Annotated in this window: 20 protein-coding genes and 1 tRNA gene; 15 read left to right on the top strand and 6 right to left on the bottom strand. The window is 69.0% G+C overall.

The window, feature by feature from the left end:
- Positions 1-111: 111 nt before the first annotated feature.
- From OHA10_RS13775 to OHA10_RS13760, 4 genes are read right to left on the bottom strand one after another with little or no spacing between them, the layout of a single operon-like run.
- Positions 112-873 (bottom strand): MBL fold metallo-hydrolase, encoded by a 762-nt coding sequence (locus OHA10_RS13775; RefSeq protein ID WP_371406586.1) that lies wholly within the window; start codon positions 871-873, stop codon positions 112-114.
- Entirely contained in the window at positions 870-1,655 is a 786-nt protein-coding gene (locus OHA10_RS13770) for an NUDIX hydrolase (RefSeq protein ID WP_371406585.1), read from the bottom strand. The genes OHA10_RS13775 and OHA10_RS13770 overlap by 4 nt, the downstream gene beginning before the upstream one ends.
- Before the next feature lie 43 nt (positions 1,656-1,698).
- Positions 1,699-2,160, bottom strand: coding sequence for a RidA family protein (locus OHA10_RS13765; protein WP_371406584.1), 462 nt, complete (start codon positions 2,158-2,160; stop codon positions 1,699-1,701).
- Positions 2,157-2,318 (bottom strand): DUF4177 domain-containing protein, encoded by a 162-nt coding sequence (locus OHA10_RS13760; RefSeq protein ID WP_165553378.1) that lies wholly within the window; start codon positions 2,316-2,318, stop codon positions 2,157-2,159. The genes OHA10_RS13765 and OHA10_RS13760 overlap by 4 nt, the downstream gene beginning before the upstream one ends.
- A gap of 49 nt (positions 2,319-2,367) precedes the next feature.
- On the opposite strand from OHA10_RS13760, the gene OHA10_RS13755 reads away from it, so the two are divergent.
- From OHA10_RS13755 to OHA10_RS13740, 4 genes are all read left to right on the top strand, one after another.
- Complete coding sequence (locus OHA10_RS13755) at positions 2,368-3,318, top strand: ArsA-related P-loop ATPase (RefSeq protein ID WP_371406583.1); 951 nt, start codon at positions 2,368-2,370, stop codon at positions 3,316-3,318.
- Positions 3,315-4,436: an ArsA family ATPase gene (locus OHA10_RS13750; protein WP_371406582.1), complete on the top strand. Its 1,122-nt coding sequence runs from the start codon at positions 3,315-3,317 to the stop codon at positions 4,434-4,436. The genes OHA10_RS13755 and OHA10_RS13750 overlap by 4 nt, the downstream gene beginning before the upstream one ends.
- Before the next feature lie 102 nt (positions 4,437-4,538).
- On the top strand, positions 4,539-6,890 hold the full coding sequence (gene lon, locus OHA10_RS13745) for an endopeptidase La (protein WP_371406581.1): 2,352 nt from the start codon (positions 4,539-4,541) through the stop codon (positions 6,888-6,890).
- Positions 6,891-7,063: 173 nt separating this feature from the next.
- Complete coding sequence (locus tag OHA10_RS13740; protein WP_371406580.1) at positions 7,064-9,424, top strand: penicillin-binding protein; 2,361 nt, start codon at positions 7,064-7,066, stop codon at positions 9,422-9,424.
- Between the two features lie 43 nt (positions 9,425-9,467).
- On the opposite strand, the gene OHA10_RS13735 is transcribed toward OHA10_RS13740, so the two are convergent.
- Positions 9,468-9,935 (bottom strand): GatB/YqeY domain-containing protein, encoded by a 468-nt coding sequence (locus OHA10_RS13735; protein ID WP_371406579.1) that lies wholly within the window; start codon positions 9,933-9,935, stop codon positions 9,468-9,470.
- 26 nt (positions 9,936-9,961) lie between these two features.
- On the opposite strand from OHA10_RS13735, the gene OHA10_RS13730 reads away from it, so the two are divergent.
- The 10 genes from OHA10_RS13730 (at position 9,962) to OHA10_RS13685 (ending at position 17,614) form a co-directional block, all read left to right on the top strand.
- Positions 9,962-10,897, top strand: coding sequence for a metallophosphoesterase (locus tag OHA10_RS13730; protein ID WP_371406578.1), 936 nt, complete (start codon positions 9,962-9,964; stop codon positions 10,895-10,897).
- Between the two features lie 24 nt (positions 10,898-10,921).
- Positions 10,922-10,998 (top strand) — tRNA-Pro (locus tag OHA10_RS13725).
- A gap of 71 nt (positions 10,999-11,069) precedes the next feature.
- Positions 11,070-12,386 (top strand): J domain-containing protein, encoded by a 1,317-nt coding sequence (locus OHA10_RS13720; protein WP_371406577.1) that lies wholly within the window; start codon positions 11,070-11,072, stop codon positions 12,384-12,386.
- 9 nt (positions 12,387-12,395) lie between these two features.
- Complete coding sequence (gene lipB / locus OHA10_RS13715) at positions 12,396-13,016, top strand: lipoyl(octanoyl) transferase LipB (RefSeq protein ID WP_371406576.1); 621 nt, start codon at positions 12,396-12,398, stop codon at positions 13,014-13,016.
- 9 nt (positions 13,017-13,025) lie between these two features.
- Positions 13,026-13,430 carry a hypothetical protein gene (locus OHA10_RS13710; RefSeq protein ID WP_371406575.1) on the top strand — a complete coding sequence of 135 codons (405 nt, stop codon included), beginning with the start codon at positions 13,026-13,028 and terminating at the stop codon, positions 13,428-13,430.
- Complete coding sequence (locus OHA10_RS13705; RefSeq protein WP_371406574.1) at positions 13,423-14,121, top strand: carbohydrate-binding family 9-like protein; 699 nt, start codon at positions 13,423-13,425, stop codon at positions 14,119-14,121. The genes OHA10_RS13710 and OHA10_RS13705 overlap by 8 nt, the downstream gene beginning before the upstream one ends.
- 71 nt (positions 14,122-14,192) lie before the next feature.
- Positions 14,193-15,125, top strand: coding sequence for a hypothetical protein (locus tag OHA10_RS13700; RefSeq protein ID WP_371406573.1), 933 nt, complete (start codon positions 14,193-14,195; stop codon positions 15,123-15,125).
- A 98-nt stretch (positions 15,126-15,223) separates the two neighbouring features.
- Positions 15,224-15,982, top strand: coding sequence for a CoA transferase subunit A (locus tag OHA10_RS13695; RefSeq protein ID WP_371406572.1), 759 nt, complete (start codon positions 15,224-15,226; stop codon positions 15,980-15,982).
- 2 nt (positions 15,983-15,984) lie between these two features.
- Positions 15,985-16,614, top strand: a complete 630-nt coding sequence (locus OHA10_RS13690) for a CoA transferase subunit B (RefSeq protein ID WP_371406571.1) — start codon at positions 15,985-15,987, stop codon at positions 16,612-16,614.
- A 94-nt stretch (positions 16,615-16,708) separates the two neighbouring features.
- Complete coding sequence (locus OHA10_RS13685; RefSeq protein ID WP_371406570.1) at positions 16,709-17,614, top strand: carbohydrate kinase family protein; 906 nt, start codon at positions 16,709-16,711, stop codon at positions 17,612-17,614.
- 88 nt (positions 17,615-17,702) lie between these two features.
- Here OHA10_RS13685 and OHA10_RS13680 read toward each other — a convergent pair whose 3' ends face one another.
- On the bottom strand, positions 17,703-18,380 hold the full coding sequence (locus OHA10_RS13680) for an NUDIX domain-containing protein (RefSeq protein WP_371406569.1): 678 nt from the start codon (positions 18,378-18,380) through the stop codon (positions 17,703-17,705).
- A gap of 79 nt (positions 18,381-18,459) precedes the next feature.
- Here OHA10_RS13680 and OHA10_RS13675 point away from each other — a divergent pair, with 79 nt between their 5' ends.
- On the top strand, positions 18,460-19,458 hold the full coding sequence (locus OHA10_RS13675; RefSeq protein ID WP_371406568.1) for an SPFH domain-containing protein: 999 nt from the start codon (positions 18,460-18,462) through the stop codon (positions 19,456-19,458).
- The last annotated feature ends 28 nt before the right edge of the window (positions 19,459-19,486 follow it).

Below are 19,486 nucleotides of genomic sequence, written 5' to 3'. Positions count from 1 at the left end.
CTTCCCCGCGCCCCGCCCGCGCCACATCTGTGGACAACGCTCCGAGGGTTATCCCCTGGAGTTGATCCTTCTCTGGTCGTGTGAAGAGGCGAGAACGGGCGACTGGCGGGGTTATCCGTTCAAGTAGTCGAGCTGGGCTCGGACCGAGCGTTCGGCGGCGGGCCAGAGGGAGCGGTCGACGTCGGCGTAGACGTGTTCGACGATCGCCTCGGGGGTCGTGTGGCCTTCGGCGATGGCTGCGCGGACCTGGTTGAGGCGTTCCTCGCGGTGGCCGAGGTAGTAGGTGAGTACGGCAGCGGGGTCGTCGATGACGGGGCCGTGGCCGGGGAGTAGGCGCGCCACGCCGGCCGGGGAGTTCGCGAAGGCGCGGAGCCGGTTCAGGGAGTCGAGGTAGGGGCCGAGGGCACCGTCCGGGTGCGCGACGACCGACGTACCGCGGCCGAGGACCGTGTCGCCGGTGAGCAGCGAACCGTCCTGCGGGAGCCAGAAGCAGACCGAGTCGAGCGTGTGGCCGGGCGTCGGCAGGACCTCGATGCGCAGGCCGTCGGCGGTGATCACGTCGCCCTCGCCCAGCCCGTGCGCGTGATCGGTGGGGATCCGGAAGGCGGGATCCACGGCGCGTACGCCGCAGCCGGCCCGGTTGGCGAACCAGGCAGCGCCCTCGGAGTGGTCCGGGTGTTTGTGGGTCAGCAGTACGACGGCGACCTTGCCGGCTGCTTCGAGCACCGCGGTCAGGTGGTCCTCGAGCATCGGGCCGGGGTCGACGACGACCGATCGCTCGCCGTCGGGCGCTTTCAGGATCCAGGTGTTCGTGCCGTCGAGCGTCATCGGGCCGGGGTTGTCGGCCCGGATCAGGGTCGCGTACTCAGTCATGTGGTCTCCAGATAGGCCTGGTCGCCGTCGATGCGCACAGTGGGCATGATCGTCCGGATCTCCCGGTCGCCGGCCCCGGCCAGGACCCCGGCAACGTCGTCGTACTGCGTGAGGTCGCGGCAGCAGAGGTACGTCGGCGGCAGCATGAGCGTCTCGCCCGCGTCGACGGCGGCGACCGCGTCCGCGGGGCGGATCCAGGTGACCTGGTCGGATTCGCTCGTCACGTCGCGGGTGACCTGCCCGGCCGGGAGCGCCGCGACGAAGAACGCGGTGTCGTACCGCTTGGGCTCGAACTCCGGCGTGATCCAGTGCGCCCAGGCGCCGAGGAGATCGGCTCGCAGCAGGAGACCGCGCCGATGGAGGAAGTCGGCGAACCGTAGCTCGCCGGATTCCAGCGCGACCCGGTCAGCTTCCCAGTCCGCGCCGGTGGTGTCGCCGACGACCGTCTCCGTGGACGGTCCGGCGAGCAGGACACCCGATTCCTCGAACGTCTCACGGACCGCGGCCGCGACGTACGCCGCAGCCAGCTCCGTAGAACACCCGAGCCGCTCGGCGAACACGCTCGGCGCCGGCCCCGACCACGAGTCCACAACCGCCGAGTCGGCCGGATCTACCCGCCCACCCGGAAACACCGTCATCCCGGCAGCAAAAGCCATCGTCCGCTGCCGCCGCAGCAGGTACACCTCGAGTGGTGCGTCACGGAGCAGGATGACTGTGGACGCCGGCCGGGGTTCGGCCGGCGTCCGTGACCCGCGGGCGTACTCGAGGGCTGTTTCGGCCATGCGGCCGGTCATCAGTTCGGAGTTCAGGTCCCGCACGGTCGGGTTAGCCGACCTCGACGATGAGTTCGACCTCGACCGGGGCGTCCAGTGGCAGGACCGGTACGCCGACCGCGCTGCGGGCGTGCTGTCCCGCCTCGCCGAAGACCTGGCCGAAGAGCTCGGAGGCGCCGTTGGCGACCTGCGGCTGGCCGGTGAAGTCCGGCGTGGACGCGATGAACGCGACCGCCTTGACGATGCGCTTCACGTTCGCCAGGTCGCCGATCTCGGCCTTGACCGCGGCCAGTGCGTTCAGCGCGCACTGCTGGGCGCACTCGCTGGCGACCTCGGCGCTGACCTCACCGCCGACCTTGCCGGTGGCGATCAGCGTGCCCTCGCGCAGCGGCAGCTGACCGGACGTGTAGACGAGGTCACCGGTCCGGACCGCCGGGACGTAGGCGGCGACCGGCTTCGCCACGTCGGGCAGCTTCAGCCCGAGCTCGGCGAGCTTCTCCTCGGGGTGGCTCATTTGTCCTCGATCTCCCGCTTGAAGTAGGCGACCAGGTTCTCCGGGTTCAGCCCCGGGACGACCTGGACCAGCTCCCAGCCGTCCTGACCGAAGTTGTCCAGGATCTCCTTGGTCGAGTGGACCAGCAGCGGCGCGGTGAAGTACTCGAACTTCTTCATGAAGGGGACTCTAACGGTGTGCTGTGGGACACGTCCTACCCTGGGACCTATGGCGCGACTGCACGTGGTCACCGGTAAGGGGGGCACCGGGAAGACAACCGTTGCGGCCGCTATGGCTCTGTCCCTGGCGGACGAGGGTAAGCGGGTTCTGCTCTGCGAGGTCGAGGGCCGGCAAGGGCTCGCCCAGCTCTTCGACGTGCCTCCGCTGCCGTACGTCGAACGCCGGATCGCCCAGGGCCCCGGTGGCGGTGAGGTGTTCGCGTTGGCCGTCGACGCCGAGGCCGCGCTGCTGGAGTACCTCGACATGTACTACCACCTCGGCCGGGCCGGCAAAGCGCTGGAGAAGGTCGGTGCGATCGACTTCGTCACCACGATCGCCCCCGGGCTCCGCGACGTACTGCTCACCGGCAAGGTCTACGAGGCGACCCGGCGCAAGGCGCACGGGCGGCTCGCGTACGACGCCGTCGTACTGGACGCGCCGCCGACCGGGCGGATCGGACGCTTCCTGAACGTGAACCACGAGGTCGCCGGCCTGGCCAAGGTCGGGCCGATCCGCAACCAGGCGGACGCGATCATGGGCATGCTGCGCTCGGACGTCACGCAGGTCCACCTGGTCACACTGCTCGAGGAGATGCCGGTCCAGGAAACGCTGGACGCGGTCGAGCAGCTGGAGAAGCTCGATCTCCGGATCGGGTCGATCGTGGTGAACATGGTCCGCAACAGCCCGCTCGACGACGACGCGCTTGCCCTTGCGGTGAAGGAGAAACTGCCCACCGCCGAGCTGACCAGGGGACTCAAGGCGGCCGGCATCACGATCGGCGACAACCTGGTCGAGACCCTCGCGGCCGAGGCGCACGACCACGCGATCCGGGTCGGACTCGAACGCGAGAACCGCGACCGGATAGATGCCCTGGGCAAGAAAGTCGTCGAGCTGGAGCTGCTGCCCGAGGGCATCGACCACGGCGCCCTGTTCGATCTCGCCGAGGAGCTGCGCGCATGACCGAGCTCGATCTGGACGCGCTGATCGACGACGCGGGGACGCGGATCATCGTCACCTGCGGCGCGGGTGGCGTGGGGAAGACGACGACCGCGGCGGCGCTCGGTCTGCGGGCGGCGGAGCGCGGGCGGAAGGTCGTCGTACTGACGATCGACCCCGCGCGGCGGCTGGCGCAGTCGCTCGGGCTGACCGAGCTGGACAACACCCCGCGGGCGGTCGCCGAGGTGGACGCCGCGAACGGCGGGCGGCTGGACGCGATGATGCTCGACATGAAGCGGACGTTCGACGACGTCGTACTGCAGCATGCGACGCCGGAGAAGGCGGAGCAGATCCTCGCGAACCCGTTCTACCAGGCGCTCTCCTCGTCGTTCGCGGGCACGCAGGAGTACATGGCGATGGAGAAGCTGGGCCAGCTGCACAAGCAGGCCGAGCAGACCGGCGACTGGGACCTGATCGTCGTCGACACCCCGCCGTCGCGATCCGCGCTGGACTTCCTGGACGCGCCGGAACGACTGGCCTCGCTGCTCGAGGGTCGCTTCCTCCGGTTGCTGCTGGCGCCGGCGCGCGGGCCGTTCAAGCTGATGTCGGCCGGCGTGAGCATGGCGATGTCGGTGCTGAACAAGGTGCTCGGCGCGCAGGTGCTGACCGACGTACAAACGTTCGTCGCGGCGTTCGACACGCTGTTCGGCGGGTTCCGGCAGCGGGCCGAGCAGACCGTCGCGTTGCTGCGCGAACCGCACACCTCGTTCCTCGTGGTGGCCGCCCCGCAGAACGACGCGCTGCGCGAGGCGTCGTACTTCGCCGAGCGGCTGCGGGCGGAGGGAATGCCGCTGGCCGGTGTCGTGCTGAACAGGGTGACGAACTCGCAGGCCACGGAATTGTCGGCGGAGCGGTCACTCGCCGCAGCCGAGAAGCTCGAGGAAGCGGACAAGTCACCGTTGACGGCCGCCGTACTGCGGTTGCACGCGGACAAGATGCAACAGGTCGTGGGCGACCACCGCCGCGCCGACCGCTTCCGCCGCGGCCACCGCGCCATCCGGACCGTCGAGGTGCCGGCGCTGGCGGACGACGTACACGACCTGACCGGTCTACGCCAGATCGGCGATCTGCTGACCGCGTGATTACTTGATTTCACCGTCAGCGAACGCCCAAGGCCTCGGGAATGACCTGGTGGCGCCATTGGTTGAGCCTGTCAGACTCAACTTGGAAAAGGGTGTGACAGCGTGACCGATACGTTGAATCTTCCGGTACTGCCGCTGGACGACGTCGTGGTCCTGCCGGGAATGGTCGTGCCGGTCCGACTCGCCGACAGCGAGGCCCGGGCGGCCATCGACGCCGCGCAGGCTGCGGGTCAGGACCAGGTGCTCCTGGTGCCGCGGCTCGACGGTAAATATGCCAAGGCCGGAACGCTCGGTGAGATCGAGCAGATCGGCCGGCTGCCGGGCGGTGCCCAGGCGGCCGTGATCCGCGGGACCCAGCGGGTCCGCATCGGCGCCGGGACGACCGGCCCGGGTGCGGCGCTGTGGGTGGGCGCGACGGTGATGCACGAGATCACCGACGACCGCTCCGTCGAGCTGGCCCGCGAGTACAAGACTCTGACCACCTCCGTGCTGCAGCGTCGCGGCGCGTACCAGGTGATCGACTCCATCAAGCAGGTGGACGACCCCTCCGAGCTGTCCGACCTGGCCGGCTACGCGTCGTACCTGAACAACGAGCAGAAGTCCTGGCTGGTCGAGAACGCGAACGTGTCCGAGCGGCTGGAGAAGCTGATCGGCTGGGTGAAGGACCACCTCGCCGAGCTCGAGGTCTCCGAGACGATCCAGAAGGACGTCCAGGAGGGTATGGAGAAGCAGCAGCGGGAGTTCCTGCTGCGCCAGCAGATGGCCGCGATCCGCAAGGAGCTGGCCGAGCTGGACGGCAAGGCCGAGTCCGAGGAAGAGGACTACCGGGCCCGCGTCGAGGCGGCCGACCTGCCGGAGCACGTCGCGAAGGCGGCGCTGGCCGAGGTCGACAAGCTGGAGCGGACCTCTGAGCAGTCCCCCGAGGTCGGCTGGATCCGGACCTGGCTGGACACAGTCCTCGAGGTGCCGTGGAACGAGCGCAGCGAGGACAGTTACGACCTGCGCGAGGCGCGGGCCGTGCTGGACGCGGACCACGCCGGTCTGGACGACGTGAAGCAGCGCATCACCGAGTACCTGGCCGTACGGCGTCGCCGCGCGGACCGTGGTCTCGGAGTGGTCGGCGGACGCCGCAGTGGCGCCGTACTGGCCCTGGTCGGTCCGCCTGGTGTGGGTAAGACCTCGCTGGGTGAGTCCGTTGCCCGTGCGATGGGACGGAAGTTCGTCCGGGTCGCTCTGGGTGGTGTGCGGGACGAGGCCGAGATCCGCGGTCACCGGCGTACGTACGTCGGTGCGCTGCCGGGCCGGATCGTCCGGGCGATCACCGAGGCGGGTTCGATGAACCCCGTCGTCCTGCTGGACGAGATCGACAAGGTGGGTGCGGACTACCGGGGCGACCCGACGGCCGCGCTGCTGGAGGTCCTGGACCCGGCGCAGAACCACACCTTCCGGGACCACTACCTGGAGGTCGAGCTGGACCTGTCCGACGTGGTCTTCCTGGCCACGGCGAACGTGCTGGACTCCATCCCGGCGCCGTTGCTGGACCGGATGGAACTCGTGCAGCTGGACGGGTACACCGAGGACGAGAAGGTCATCATCGCCCGTGACCACCTGCTCCCGCGTCAGCTGGAGCGGGCGGGCCTGACGGCGGACGAGGTGTCCATCGAGGACTCGGCCCTGCGGGTGCTCGCGGGTGAGTACACCCGGGAGGCCGGCGTGCGGCAGCTGGAGCGGTCGATCTCCCGCGTACTGCGGAAGGTGACGGCGAAGCTGGCCCTGGGCGAGGAGCTCGGCGCGCTGACCATCGGCGGCGACAACCTGAAGGAGTACCTGGGTTCGCCGAAGTTCACTCCGGAGTCGGCCGAGCGTACGGCGCTTCCGGGTGTGGCGACCGGACTGGCGGTGACCGGTGCGGGTGGTGACGTCCTCTTCATCGAGGCGTCGCTGGCCGACAAGGAGACCGGCCCGACCGGAGTCACGCTGACCGGACAGCTCGGTGACGTGATGAAGGAGTCGGCGCAGATCGCCCTGTCGTATCTGCGCTCGCACGGTGCGGAGCTGGGGCTGCCGGTAAGTGACCTGGCCGAGCGCAACACTCACATCCACGTACCGGCCGGTGCCGTCCCGAAGGACGGACCGTCGGCGGGTGTGACGATGACGACGGCGCTGGCGTCGCTGCTGTCCGGACGGCCGGTCCGTTCGGAGGTCGCGATGACCGGTGAGGTGTCGCTGACCGGACGGGTGCTCCCGATCGGTGGGGTGAAGCAGAAGCTGCTCGCCGCCCACCGGGCCGGGCTGACCACGATCCTGATCCCGAAGCGGAACGAGCCGGACCTAGAGGACGTGCCCGCGTCCGTGCTCGCGGAGCTGACCGTTCACCCGGTGAGCGACGTCCGCGAGGTGCTGGAGCTGGCCCTGGAGCCGGCCGAGGTACAGGCACACCAGTACGCCGCGTAACGCAATACACAGTGAGGGCCCGAGCGATCTGCTCGGGCCCTCATTCTTTGGATGAACTTTGTCCAGCAGGTGTGACGGAAGTCATAAGCGTCGCGGTAACCCGAACAGCGCATCCCGTAGTCTCTATAACCATGCGCGTGAGGGAGAAAGGTGACCGTGGAGTCGTCCAATCAGTGGTTCTGTTCCTGGGGGTGAGCGTGCTGTCGGGGGCTCTGGCCGCCGGTCTCGCGATCCCCTTCGCCGGGCTCGCCGGGTTCACCACAGAGAAGACATCCACCACCCTCCAAGACCTGCCGCAACAGTTCGACGAGGTGCCGCTCAAGCAGAAGAGCACCATCCTCGCTGCCGACGGATCCGTGATCGCGACGCTGGCCGAGCAGAACCGCGTGCCGGTCAAGCTCGCCCTGGTCGCGCCGATCATGCAGAAGGCGATCGTCGCGATCGAGGACGACCGGTTCTACGAGCACGGCGCGCTCGACCTGAAGGGCACGCTGCGCGCGCTGCTGCAGAACCAGTCCGCCGGATCGGTGCAGCAGGGTGGTTCGAGCATCACCCAGCAGTACGTGAAGATCAGCCTGGTCGAGAAGGCGAAGACGCCCGAGGAGGTCGCGGCCGCGACCGCCGACAACTACCAGCGCAAGGTCGCCGAGCTGCGGTACGCGATCGCGGTCGAGAAGCAGTACTCCAAGCAGGAGATCCTGGAGAAGTACCTGAACCTCGCCAACTTCGGCGACGGCGCCTGGGGTATCCAGGCCGCGGCCCAGCACTACTTCTCGGTGAACGCCTCCCAGCTGACGCTGCCGCAGGCCGCGATGCTGGCCGGCCTGGTGAAGAACCCGACCGGCTACGACCCGACCAACAACGCCAAGCGCGCCAAGGACCGCCGCGACGTGGTCATCAAGCGCATGCTCGAGCTGCACGTCATCTCGGTCGCCCAGGCCAACTCCGCGTTGAAGACCCCGGTCATCGACCCGAACAAGGTCCGCTCGAACAAGCTCGGCTGCGGCAACGGCCCGTACCCGTTCTACTGCGAGTACGTCGTCTCCGAGCTCGAGAACAACCCGGCGTTCGGCAAGACGAAGACCGACCGCGCCAACTACCTGAAGACCGCCGGCCTGACGATCCGGACGTCGCTCGACCCGAAGATCCAGGCGGACGCGCAGCGCTCGATCGACACCCACTCGAAGCCGACCGACCAGGCGATCGCCGCGATCACGATCGTCGAGCCGGGGACCGGGTTGGTGAAGGCGATGGCGCAGAGCCGCAAGTACGGGAGCAAGCGCGGGCAGACGGCGTACAACTACAACGCCCCGAAGACGTACCCGGGCGGGTACGGCGGCTTCCAGAACGGCTCGACGATGAAGGCCTTCACGATCGCCGCGGCGATCCAGAAGGGCATTCCGCTCACCTACAAGATCAACTCACCGAGCCCGCTGCCGCTGGGTGGCACGAAGTTCAGCACCTGCAACGGCACGGTGAAGACCCCTGACGACTACTCACCGAAGAACTCGACGCAGAACGTCGCGGATCCGACCATGATCCAGGCGGCGCAGAAGTCGACCAACACCTACTTCCTGCAGCTCTCGCAGCGCACCGGCCTGTGCCCGATCGCCAAGATCGCGGCCTCCCTCGGCATGTACAACGCTCAGTCGCTGGAGCCGCTGCAGCAGGTTCCGTCCATGACCCTGGGCGTCGACCTGGTGACCCCGCTGCAGCTGGCCGGCGCGTACGCCGCCTTCGCCGCGCGCGGCATGTACTGCAACCCGTGGGTGGTCACCTCGGTCAAGGATTCGGCCGGCAAGCCGGTCAGCACCCGCGGCGCGGACTGCAAGCAGGCTCTGGCCCCGGAGGTCGCCGACGGCGTCAACGCGGTGCTGCACCAGGTGATGGAGCCGAACGGCACCGGCGGCAAGCTCAAGTTCGGCAAGAGCGACCTGGCCGGTAAGACCGGAACCATCAACGACGCGAAGGCCGTGTGGTACGCCGGTTACTCGACCAAGCTGGCCGCGGCGGCCACGGTGGCCGACGCCTCGCTGCCGTACTCACCGCTCCAGGGCCAGACGCTCAACGGCCACGGCATCCACGACCCGACAGGTTCCGGCACCGCCGGGCCGATCTGGGAGGCCGCGATGAAGGCCGCCCTGCAGGGTTACCCGACCACGCACTTCGTCGCGCCGTCCGACAAGATCCAGCGCGGTGACGTGAAGAGCCTCCCGTTCGTCAACGGCATGAACCCCGACGACGCCGCCAACAAGCTCCGGCAGGCCGGCTTCGACGTCGCGATCGCCAGCGGCACGGTCAACTCCGAGGAGACCGCCGGCACCGTCGCCTACACCGACCCCCGCCAACGCGACGGCGCCCCCGAAGGCTCCCTGGTGACGATCTACGTCTCCAACGGCAACAACAAGAACCAGCCGAACAAGCCGCAGAACACCACCAAACCCCCGGGCGGCCCGACCACCATCAACCCCAACTGCCCACCCTGGAACCCCAAGTTCCCCAACTGCGGCGGCGGCGGTCGCGGCCACGGCTAAAACACAAAGGGCCTCGTCCAACGGACGAGGCCCTTCTTGTATGTCAGGCGCCGAGTTGGCGTTTTACTTCGGCGGAGACTACGGAGCCGTCGGCTTTGCCCTTGACCTTGGGCTGGAGGGCGCCCATGACCTTGCCGATGCCGCGGGGACCCAGGTCGGCGGCGCCGGTTGCGGCGATGGTTTCGGTGACGAGGACCTTGATCTCGTCCTCGGTCAACTGCTGGGGGAGGTACTCGGCCAGGATGTCCGCCTCGGCCTGTTCCTTGTCGGCGAGCTCGGCGCGGCCGGCGTCGCGGTAGGCGACGACGGATTCGCGGCGCTTCTTCGCCTCGGAGCTGAGCACGTCGACGATCTCTGTGTCGCTGAGCTCGCGGGCCTCCTTGCCGGCCACCTCCGCCTTGGTGATCGCGGTGAGCGCCATCCGCAGGGTCGACTTGCGGATCTCGTCGCGGGCCTTCAGGGCCGCGGTCATGTCGTCGTGCAGGCGCTGCTTCATTCCGGAGTTGGACATGACCACGATTGTGGCAGGCTGGTGAAATGAGCATCGCCAGGACCGCCCTGAAGACGACGGCCGCTGTCACCGCCGTAGGTGCCGCCTGCGTCGCCTACGCGGCAACCATCGAGGTGCGCTGGTACACCCTGCGCAGAGTCACCGTCCCGGTGCTCCCCGAAGGTACGGCGCCCCTCAAGGTGCTGCACCTGTCCGACCTGCACCTCTGGCCGACGCAAGAGCGCAAGATCCGCTGGGTCAACGAGCTCGCGGCCCTCGAGCCCGACCTGATCGTCAACACCGGCGACAACCTCTCGCACGAGGACTCGGTCCGGCCGCTGCTCCGTGCGTACGGCGATCTGCTCGACCTGCCCGGCGTGTTCGTGTTCGGCTCCAACGACTACTGGAAGCCGCACTTCAAGAACCCGGGCAAGTACTTGCTCCCGGCCCACAAGCAGCGCCACAAGCCGCACGGCCCCGACCTGCCGTACGAAGAGATGCGCCGCGCGTTCACCGGCGCCGGCTGGACCGACCTGAACAACGCCAAGGCCACGCTCAAGGTCAACGGTGCACGCCTGGACTTCGCGGGCACCGACGACCCGCACATCAAGCGCGACCGGTACGACGAGGTCGCGGGCGAGATCGACCCGACGGCCGACCTCTCGATCGGCGTCACCCACGCGCCGTACCAGCGGGTCCTGAACGGTTTCGTCGGCGACGGGTATCCGCTGGTCCTGGCCGGTCACACCCACGGCGGCCAGCTGGCAGTGCCGCTGTACGGCGCCCTGGTGACCAACTGCGACCTCGACACGTCCCGCGTGAAGGGCCTGTCCACCTGGGGGTACGACGGCCGCCAGGCTGCCCTGCACGTGTCCGCCGGCCTCGGTACTTCGCCGTACGCGCCGGTCCGGTTCGCGTGCCGGCCGGAGGCGACGCTGCTCACGCTCGTCCCACGGATTAACCCGATTTCGTTCGGACGCTGAGCACATGTAAGCTACTCGCGACTTCGGGCTGTGGCGCAGCTTGGTAGCGCGCTTCGTTCGGGACGAAGAGGTCGCAGGTTCAAATCCTGTCAGCCCGACCAACACTCAGGGCCAGTCACTTAGGTGGCTGGCCCTGAGTGCGCCTCAAGGCCTGTCGTGGAGGTGCGCTGGGGTGTCCAACCACTACGAGGTGCTGAACGTCGAGCGAACCGCCACCACGGCGGAGATCAAGTCGGCGTACCGGCGCCTGGTCCGCCAGGTCCACCCGGACCAGGGCGGCAACGCTGCGCTGTTCCGGATGGTGCAGGAGGCGTGGACGACGCTGGGCGATCCGGCCAAGCGCGCGGCGTACGACCGCACGCTCGACGCCCGGACGAGCGCCCCGACGTACGAGAAGCCGACGTACGAGGAGCCGAGGTACACCCGTCAGCCCGACCCGGAGCCCGAGCCGCAGCCCGCGCCCGAGCCGGATCCGTTCACCTGGACCCAGACCTCGGCCCAGGCCTCGCAACCGGTGCCGGAGCCGCTGTCCGGCGGTATCGACGTCGTCCCGGCGTTCGGACGCTGGCGCCTGCCGGCGCTGCTGTCGCTGACTGTCCTGACCGTGCTGGATATCGCGATCATCGCCATCGGCGGTCTCGACGGCGTGTCGGACATCGTCTTCGCCGTCGGCACGGTCGCGATGAGTGTGGTGGCCATGCCACCACACTGGAGCAGACGGATTCCGCTGCACCGGCTGCTGAAGGCGTTCGGCATCGTCACCGCCCTGCTCTACTTCCTGGTGCTGTTCCCCTTCTCGAAGAGCGGCGCGACCGCGCTCCAGCGGGTCGTGATCATCGCCCTGCTCCTAGGCCTGGTGCTCACCCGCTTCCTCACCGGACGCTGGTCGAAGGTGCACAAGTTGGACCGGACCATCGACGCCACAGCGGCGTACGACTTCAACCTGTGGGGCCGCCCCGGCGAGCCGCTGGTCGACGACGGCCGTACGGCGTGGCTCGCGCCGGCCGACGTACTGCGGCATCGGCGTACCGCCCGGATCCTGGACTCCGTCGTCAGCGCGCTCCCGGCGTCGAAGCTGGTCCATGGCGCGCGGATCGGCGACATGGCGGTCAGCCACCTACTTCTGAACGGCCACCGCGTCGCCCTGATCTCGTCCGTCGTCGGACCGCCCGGGCACTACGCCCTGGATGTCTACGGCCAACTCCAGCTGAACGGCGTACCGCTCGACAGCCCGATCTCAGGTCTGGACACCGCCGTCACCGCCTGGCGGAACCGGCTCGCCCCGGTCGAGGTTCGCGGCTTCCTGGTCGTGCACCCAGTGGTCGACGGCCAGGGCGGGATCACCGCCGCGCTGGGCTCGGATGCCGCGATCATCTGCCTGCCCGCACAGACCGCGGCCAGCCAGCTCCAGGCCTGGCTGCAGCCGGAGGGCCTCCTGCTCGACCGCCTGACGCTGTACGACATCCTGCACCGCGCGCCGTATGCCTAGGCTGACAGCATGCAGCGAGTTGAGCTGGGTGAGGTCGAGTACGACGTCGCGGCGAAGGACATGCGCGGCTGGGTCGAGGAGCGGATCGAGGGCAAGGCCGAGGACCGCCTGTTCCTGTTGAGTCATCCGCCCGTCATCACCTACGGTCCGCGGACGTCGCCCGACGATCTGCCCGCCGGTACTCCGGCCATCGCGGTGGATCGCGGCGGCTTCGCGACGTACCACGGACCGGGCCAGCTGGTCGGCTACCTGGTCATCGACCTGAAGCAGCGCGGCCCGGTCGACATCGTCCGCTGGGTCGAGAACGGCCTGATCGACGCACTCGGTTCGCTCGGCTTCCCGCTGGTACGCCGGGACACGCCGAAGGGCGCGAGCAGCCTGGTCGGGGTCTGGACCGAGGACGGCCGCAAGCTCTGCTCGATCGGGATGCGGATCCGGCGCGGCGTCACCAGTCACGGCTTCTCGGTCAACGTCGATCCCGACATGACCGTGTTTCACACGTTCACGAGTTGCGGGCTGCACGACGTCACGATGACCTCGCTGGCCGAGCTCGCGGCCGAACGCGGCGTACCCACGCCGACCGACGCCGCCGTACGTGACGCGATCGCGAACTCCCTGGGAGCCCGATAACCTTCGGGAATGAGTCAGGGACGGTACGACGCCCCGCCGCTGCCGCCGGCGCTGATCCTGGCCGTCGTCGGCCTGCTCTGCGGGTTCGCGACGATCGCCTTCGTCTGGCTGAGTGAGCGCAGCTGCGACCGGTTCCGCGACACGACGAACTGCGGTGCCCTCGGGCTCCCGCTGCTGGTGGTCATCGTGGCCGTCACGATGGTGCTCGGCGGCCTCACCCTCAGCCGGCTGGCGATGCCGCACCCGCGACTGGTCCCGTTCCTCGGGGTCGCGTTCATGGTGGCGCTCGTCGTGGCGTTCCTGACCGGTCACCTCGACTCGCCGTGGATCATCGCCGTCGTACCGGCGCTGACCGCGATCACCTTCCTGCTCGCCAATCTCGTCGCCCGACTGCTGGAGCGTGCCGATGCCTGACCTGCCCGTCTACGAGTGCCCGCGGACCGCGACCGCGCCGAACCTCGACGGCACCCTGACCGACCCCGCCTGGGAGGCCGCGCCCTGGACCACGGACTTCGTCCCGATCCACGACGGCCCGGCGCCGCGGTTCCGGACCCGGGCGAAGCTGATGTACGACGACCGGTACCTGTACGTCGGCGGCCTGCTCGAGGAGCCGCACATCTGGTCCACGATGACCGAGAAGAACAGCAAGCTCTTCCACGAGAACAACTTCGAGCTGTTCCTGGACCCGGACGGCGACGGGCTGAACTACTACGAGTTCGAGATCAACCCGCTCGGCACGATCTGGGAGCTGACGCTGCCCAAGCCGTACGTCGACGGGGGCCTGCCGATCGACCCGACGAACCTGCCCGGTCTGCGGACCGCGATCCACGTCGACGGCACGGTCAACGACCCGTCCGACACCGACACGGCGTGGTCCGTGGAGCTCGCAGTGCCGTGGGCGGACCTCGCGTCGTACAACGCGGGTCGCGCGACGCCGCCGAACCCGGGCGACGAGTGGCGGATGAACCTGATGCGCTGCGAGTGGCCGCACGAGGTGGTCGACGGCGCGTACGTGAAGGGTGAACAGATCGAGTTCTGGGTCTGGGCCCCGCAGGGCATCGAGGACATGCACCGGCCGGACCGCTGGGGCGTTCTCAGGTTCTGACTTGCGTGACCCCTGTGACCCCGGTGACCCCCGTGACATGGCGTTAACAGGGCCGCGCAACAATGAGGTACGTGAACTTGGGGGGCTCCGGAGAACCTGACGGTCTGGAGGCGGACCAGGTCGTCAGCGCGATCGAGCGCGCGTGTGAGAGCGACCTGCGGACCGCCCTCCGGCTCGTTGCGCGTTACTCGGCGTATTGGTGGTCGAACGGGCTCCAGGACGAGGCAGCAGCCGCCGCCGAGCGGGTGCTGAGCATGCTCGGCCGGACCGTCCCGGTCGGGCTGGACGAGGAGTACCTGCTCGCCGTCATCCACGGCGCCGGGTCGGCCGAGCAGGAGCAGCTGGAGCTCGCCCAGCAGATCGTCCTCACGAGCACCGGCCCCTTCCGGTACTCCGTGACGGTGCTGCTGTGGTCGCTGGTCTTCGGGCCGTTCGAGCCCGCCGATGTGGTCGAGGACGTGCTGGAGCGGAACGAGAGCGGCGACGCCTGGGCCCGGGCCGCTGTCGAGCTCTGCCGGGGCTATCCGGGGCTGACTGCGGCTGCGCCGGGCGAGGCGGCCCAGGCCTTGCGTACGGCGCTGGGCCGCTTCCGGATGCTCGAGGACCGCTGGGGCATGTTCCTGGCTCTCTGTGCGCTCCGCCAGGTCGTGGACGAGCCGCTGGACGTCACTACCGAGGCGCTGGAGCTCGCGGAGCAGCTGTGCCTGGCCGTTGAGACCGCGCTGCTTCTGTGTGAGCGCGCTGACCTCTACCGGCGGCTGGGGAAGCTGGAGGACGCCCACGCGGACTACAGCCGGGCGCTGTCCATCGGTGAGCACGCAGACCTCCCGGAAACCGTCGCGGCGGCCAGGCTGGGACTGGCCCGCACAGCCCGGCACTCCGGCAACGCGCCCGCCGCTCGCAGCCACCTCTCGGCCGTCCTCAGCCTCCCCAACCTCGAGGACGCCCACTTCGAGGCCCTGCACGAGCTCCGCGTGCTGAACGCGTCCGAAGCGTCCGCCTAGGTGTGCGCCTAGGTGTGGTGCCAGCCACATCGCGGTGGGCGGTGGCGCTGGTTAGAGTCGGGAGCAAATCGGCACCGACGACTGCAACGGAGCAGCTGATGGACAAGACGTACGGGTCGCCGCAGGAAGCGGTGGCGGACATCGGGGACGGGGCGAGCCTCGCGGTCGGTGGTTTCGGGTTGTGCGGCAACCCGATGCAGCTGATCAGCGCGCTGCACGACAAGGGGGTGAGCGGGCTCAGCGTGGTGTCGAACAACTGCGGTGTCGACGACTGGGGCCTGGGCATCCTGCTCGCCGACAGGCGCATCGCCAAGATGACCTCGTCGTACGTCGGGGAGAACAAGGAGTTCGCCCGTCAGTTCCTGTCCGGTGAGCTGGAGGTCGAGCTGACGCCGCAGGGCACGCTGGCCGAGAAACTGCGCGCCGGCGGCTGCGGGATTGCAGCGTTCTACACGCTGGCCGGTGTCGGCACCCAGGTCGCGGAGGGCGGGCTGCCGCAGAAGTACAACTCCGACGGCTCGGTCGCGAAGGCGTCGGAGCCGAAGGAGACGCGCGAGATCAACGGCACGACGTACGTGCTGGAGGACTCGATCACCACCGACTTCGGGCTGGTGCACGCGCTCAAGGGCGACACCCACGGCAACCTGGTCTTCGACCGCAGCGCGCGGAACTTCAACCCGCTGGCCGCGATGGCCGGCCGGGTGACGATCGCGCAGGTCGAGGAGCTGGTCCAGCCTGGTGAGCTGGACCCGGACTCGATCCACCTGCCCGGTGTGTACGTGCAGCGTGTTGTTGCTGTCGGCAAGGATATCGAGAAGCGGATCGAGAAGCTGACCGTCCAGAAGCAGGAGGCCTGAGCATGCCACTCACCCGTGAGCAGATGGCGGCGCGGGCGGCCGCGGAGCTGGACGACGGCTCGTACGTGAACCTCGGTATCGGCCTGCCGACGCTGGTCCCGAACTACATCCCGGACGGCGTCACCGTCGTACTGCAGTCCGAGAACGGGATCCTCGGCGTCGGGCCGTACCCGGTCGCCGGCGAGGAGGACCCGGACCTGATCAACGCCGGCAAGGAGACTGTCACGACGCTCCCCGGGGCGTCGTTCTTCGACTCGTCGCTGTCGTTCGGGATGATCCGTGGCGGCGCGATCGACGCGGCCATCCTCGGCGCCATGCAGGTGTCGGCCAAGGGCGACCTGTCGAACTGGATGATCCCCGGCAAGATGGTCAAGGGCATGGGCGGCGCGATGGACCTCGTGCACGGCGCCAAGCGGGTGATCGTGCTGATGGAGCACGTCGCCAAGGACGGTTCGCGCAAGATCCTCGAGGAGTGCGACCTGCCGTACACCGGGCGCGGCGTGGTGAACCGGATCATCACCGACCTCGCCGTCCTCGACATCACCGACGACGGGTTGCAGCTGGTCGAGCTCGCCGACGGCGTCACGTTCGACGAGCTCCAGGAGAAGACCGGCGCCCCGATCAAACAATGAGCTTCCGGCGATTGAACGCGGACTGACCGTGCGCAGATACGAATAGTGCGTTCAGCTTCCGAAAGACACCTGTGATCCCTGGCGAAAGTCGGGTATGACGGGTTCCGTGGAGTTGGATGTGCTGGTCATCGGTGGAGTCGGGATCGACACGATCGTGCGGGTGCCGAGCCTGCCGCTGGCGGATGTTGACTCGATCGCGGTCGATCCGATCGAGTCGTACCTGGCGCACACCGGGCACGGTGTCGCGCTCGGCTGCCACCTGCTCGGACTCAACGCCGGTCTGGTGGACGTGATCGGCGACGACCCCGAGGGCGCCCGCATCCGCCGTACGTACCAGGAGCTGGGCCTCCCGCTACGCGTCGCGCTGCACCCGAGCGGGACCCGGCGATCGGTCAACCTGGTCAGCCCGGACGGGCGCCGGCTCTCGATGTACGACGGCCGGCATCCGGCCGGGCTGCGTGTCGACCCGGGCCTGTGGCGACCGGTGATCCGCCAGGCGCAGCACGTCCACGTCTCGATCATGGACTTCGCCCGCGACGCCCTCGGCGACGCGATCGCCGCGGACCGCTCGATCTCCACCGACCTGCACGACTGGGACGGCCGCAACGACCACCACAAGGACTTCGCGACCGCGTCGGACATCGTCTTCGTCTCGACCAGCTCGCTGCCTCCCGACGGCGTCGAGTGGATCCTCGCCAACGGCCGCGCCGAGGTCGTCGTCGCAATGGCCGGCGCGCAGGGCAGTTTCCTGCACGTCCGCGGAGAACCCACCCAGCATTTCCCCGCGATCCAGTTCCCCGACCGTCCCGTCGTCGACACCAACGGCGCCGGCGACGCGTACGTCGCCGCTTTCCTCGCCCGCTACCTCGACGGCGCCCCCTGGCCCGACGCGGCCCAGGCCGGCACCATCGCCGGCGCCTGGGCCTGCGGCTCCCCCGGCACCCACACCAACCTCATCACGGCCGAGGAACTAGCTGTTCGAAGTAGAACGCACGGTTGAGGCAGTCGCGAGGCTGGGCGACGGCGAACAGGACGCAGTCGACCACGGCCTGAGCCGTGACAGGCAAGCAGCTCGAGCCGACTGGAGGTCAAGCCCGGGTCATGGGTGGGTGGAGGGTGGTGGCGGTGCCGCGGTGGAAGAGTTGGGCCGGGCGGCCGCCGTCGCGGGTGGTCGTGCCGCCGGTGGGGGTGACGAAGTCGGCGGTTTTGGTGACCTTGCGGTGGAAGTTGCGGGGGTCGAGGGGTGTGCCCCAGACCGCCTCGTAGACGCCGCGCAGTTCGGAGATCGTGAACTCCGGCGGGCAGAACGCCGTCGCGAGCGGTGAGTACTCGAGCTTGGCGCGCGCCCGCTCCACCCCGTCCGCCAGGATCTGGTGATGGTCGAACGCCAACCGGCCCGCGTCGACCTCGGCCACATCGACCCACTGCGCCGACGCCGCGTCCGACCCCGCGACCGGCGCCGGTAGGTCCGGGACCAGGGCCAGGTACGCGACACTGACCACCCGGCCGCGCGGGTCGCGATCAGGAGCGCCGTACGTCGCAACCTGTTCGAGGTGGATGCGCTCCGAGGACAGCCCGGTCTCCTCCGCGAGTTCGCGGCGGGCGGTCGTCTCCAGGTCCTCGTCCGGCCGCACGAATCCGCCGGGCAACGCCCAGCGGCCCTGGTACGGCGCGATGCCCCGGCGGATCAGCAGCACCTGGAGGCGACCGTCGCGCACGGTCAGGATGATCAGGTCCGTGGCCAGGCCGACCGGCTCGAAGTCCATGACCCCTACTCTAATCGTCACCTTGACGAGAAGCCGTCATGACCCTTATCGTCATATTGACGACAAGGAAGGCGAAGAGATGGCAGACATCACCCGGTTCCGCTTCATCAGCCACCTGCGGGCCAACCCCACCACCCACGTGCGGCACCTGCGCAACGGCAAGGTCGCGCACGACGGCGCCGGCCAGGCGTTCTGGTTCCGGGCACTGAACTCGTCGCTGAGCGAGGTCCCGATCGACGACCGCGAGCAGCCGCTGCTGTTCCACGGCCGGACGCAGGACTTCCAGGACGTCGCCGTGCAGGCGAGCGTGACGTACCGCGTGACCGACCCGGCCCTCGCCGCCAGCCGGCTCGACTTCGGGATCGACCCGGACACCGGCCTGTGGCACGCCACTCCGCTCGAACAGCTCGGCGGTCTGCTGACCGAGCTCGCACAGCAGACCGCACTCGACCTCCTGGCCCGCATGACGCTGACCGAGGCGCTGTCCGAGGGCATGACCTCGCTGCGCCAAGCAGTCGGCACCGGGCTGCGGGAGGACCACCGCCTGACCGGTCTGGGCATCGGCGTCGAGGACGTCCGCGTGGTCGCCGTACGGGCGGAGCGGGATGTCGAGAAGGCGCTGCAGACCCCCACCCGGGAGATGGTGCAGCAGGCCGCGGACAAGGCGACGTACGAGCGCCGCGCGATGGCCGTCGAGCGGGAACGCTCCATCGCGGAGAACGAGCTGCAGAACCAGATCGAGCTCGCCCGCCGTGAGGAGCAGCTGGTCAACCAGCGCGGTCAGAACGAACGGATGCGCGCGACCGAGGCCGCGGCGGCCGGGCAGATCGAGACGCAGGCCGCAGCCGGGCGGCAGCGGGCGCTGGCCGAGGCGGAGGCAGACGCCAAGCGGGTGATCGGCGCGGCCGAGGCCGTCACCGAGAAGGCGCTGCTCGAGGCGTACGCCGACCTGGACCAAGGCACGATCCTGGCGCTCGCGATCAAGCAGGGCGCCCTTCCGGACATCGGCACTCTCAACGTGACCCCGGACCTACTGACCCCGCTGCTGACCAAGCTGACCTCCGGGCAGACAGCATGATCCGGAGGCTGTGGCGTGGCGGGCCGCG

The sequence above is a fragment of the Kribbella sp. NBC_00662 genome, from assembly GCF_041430295.1.
GTDB lineage: Bacteria > Actinomycetota > Actinomycetes > Propionibacteriales > Kribbellaceae > Kribbella.
Note: the sequence above shows the minus strand (reverse complement) of the source record. Positions and strands in the feature narration are given on the sequence as shown.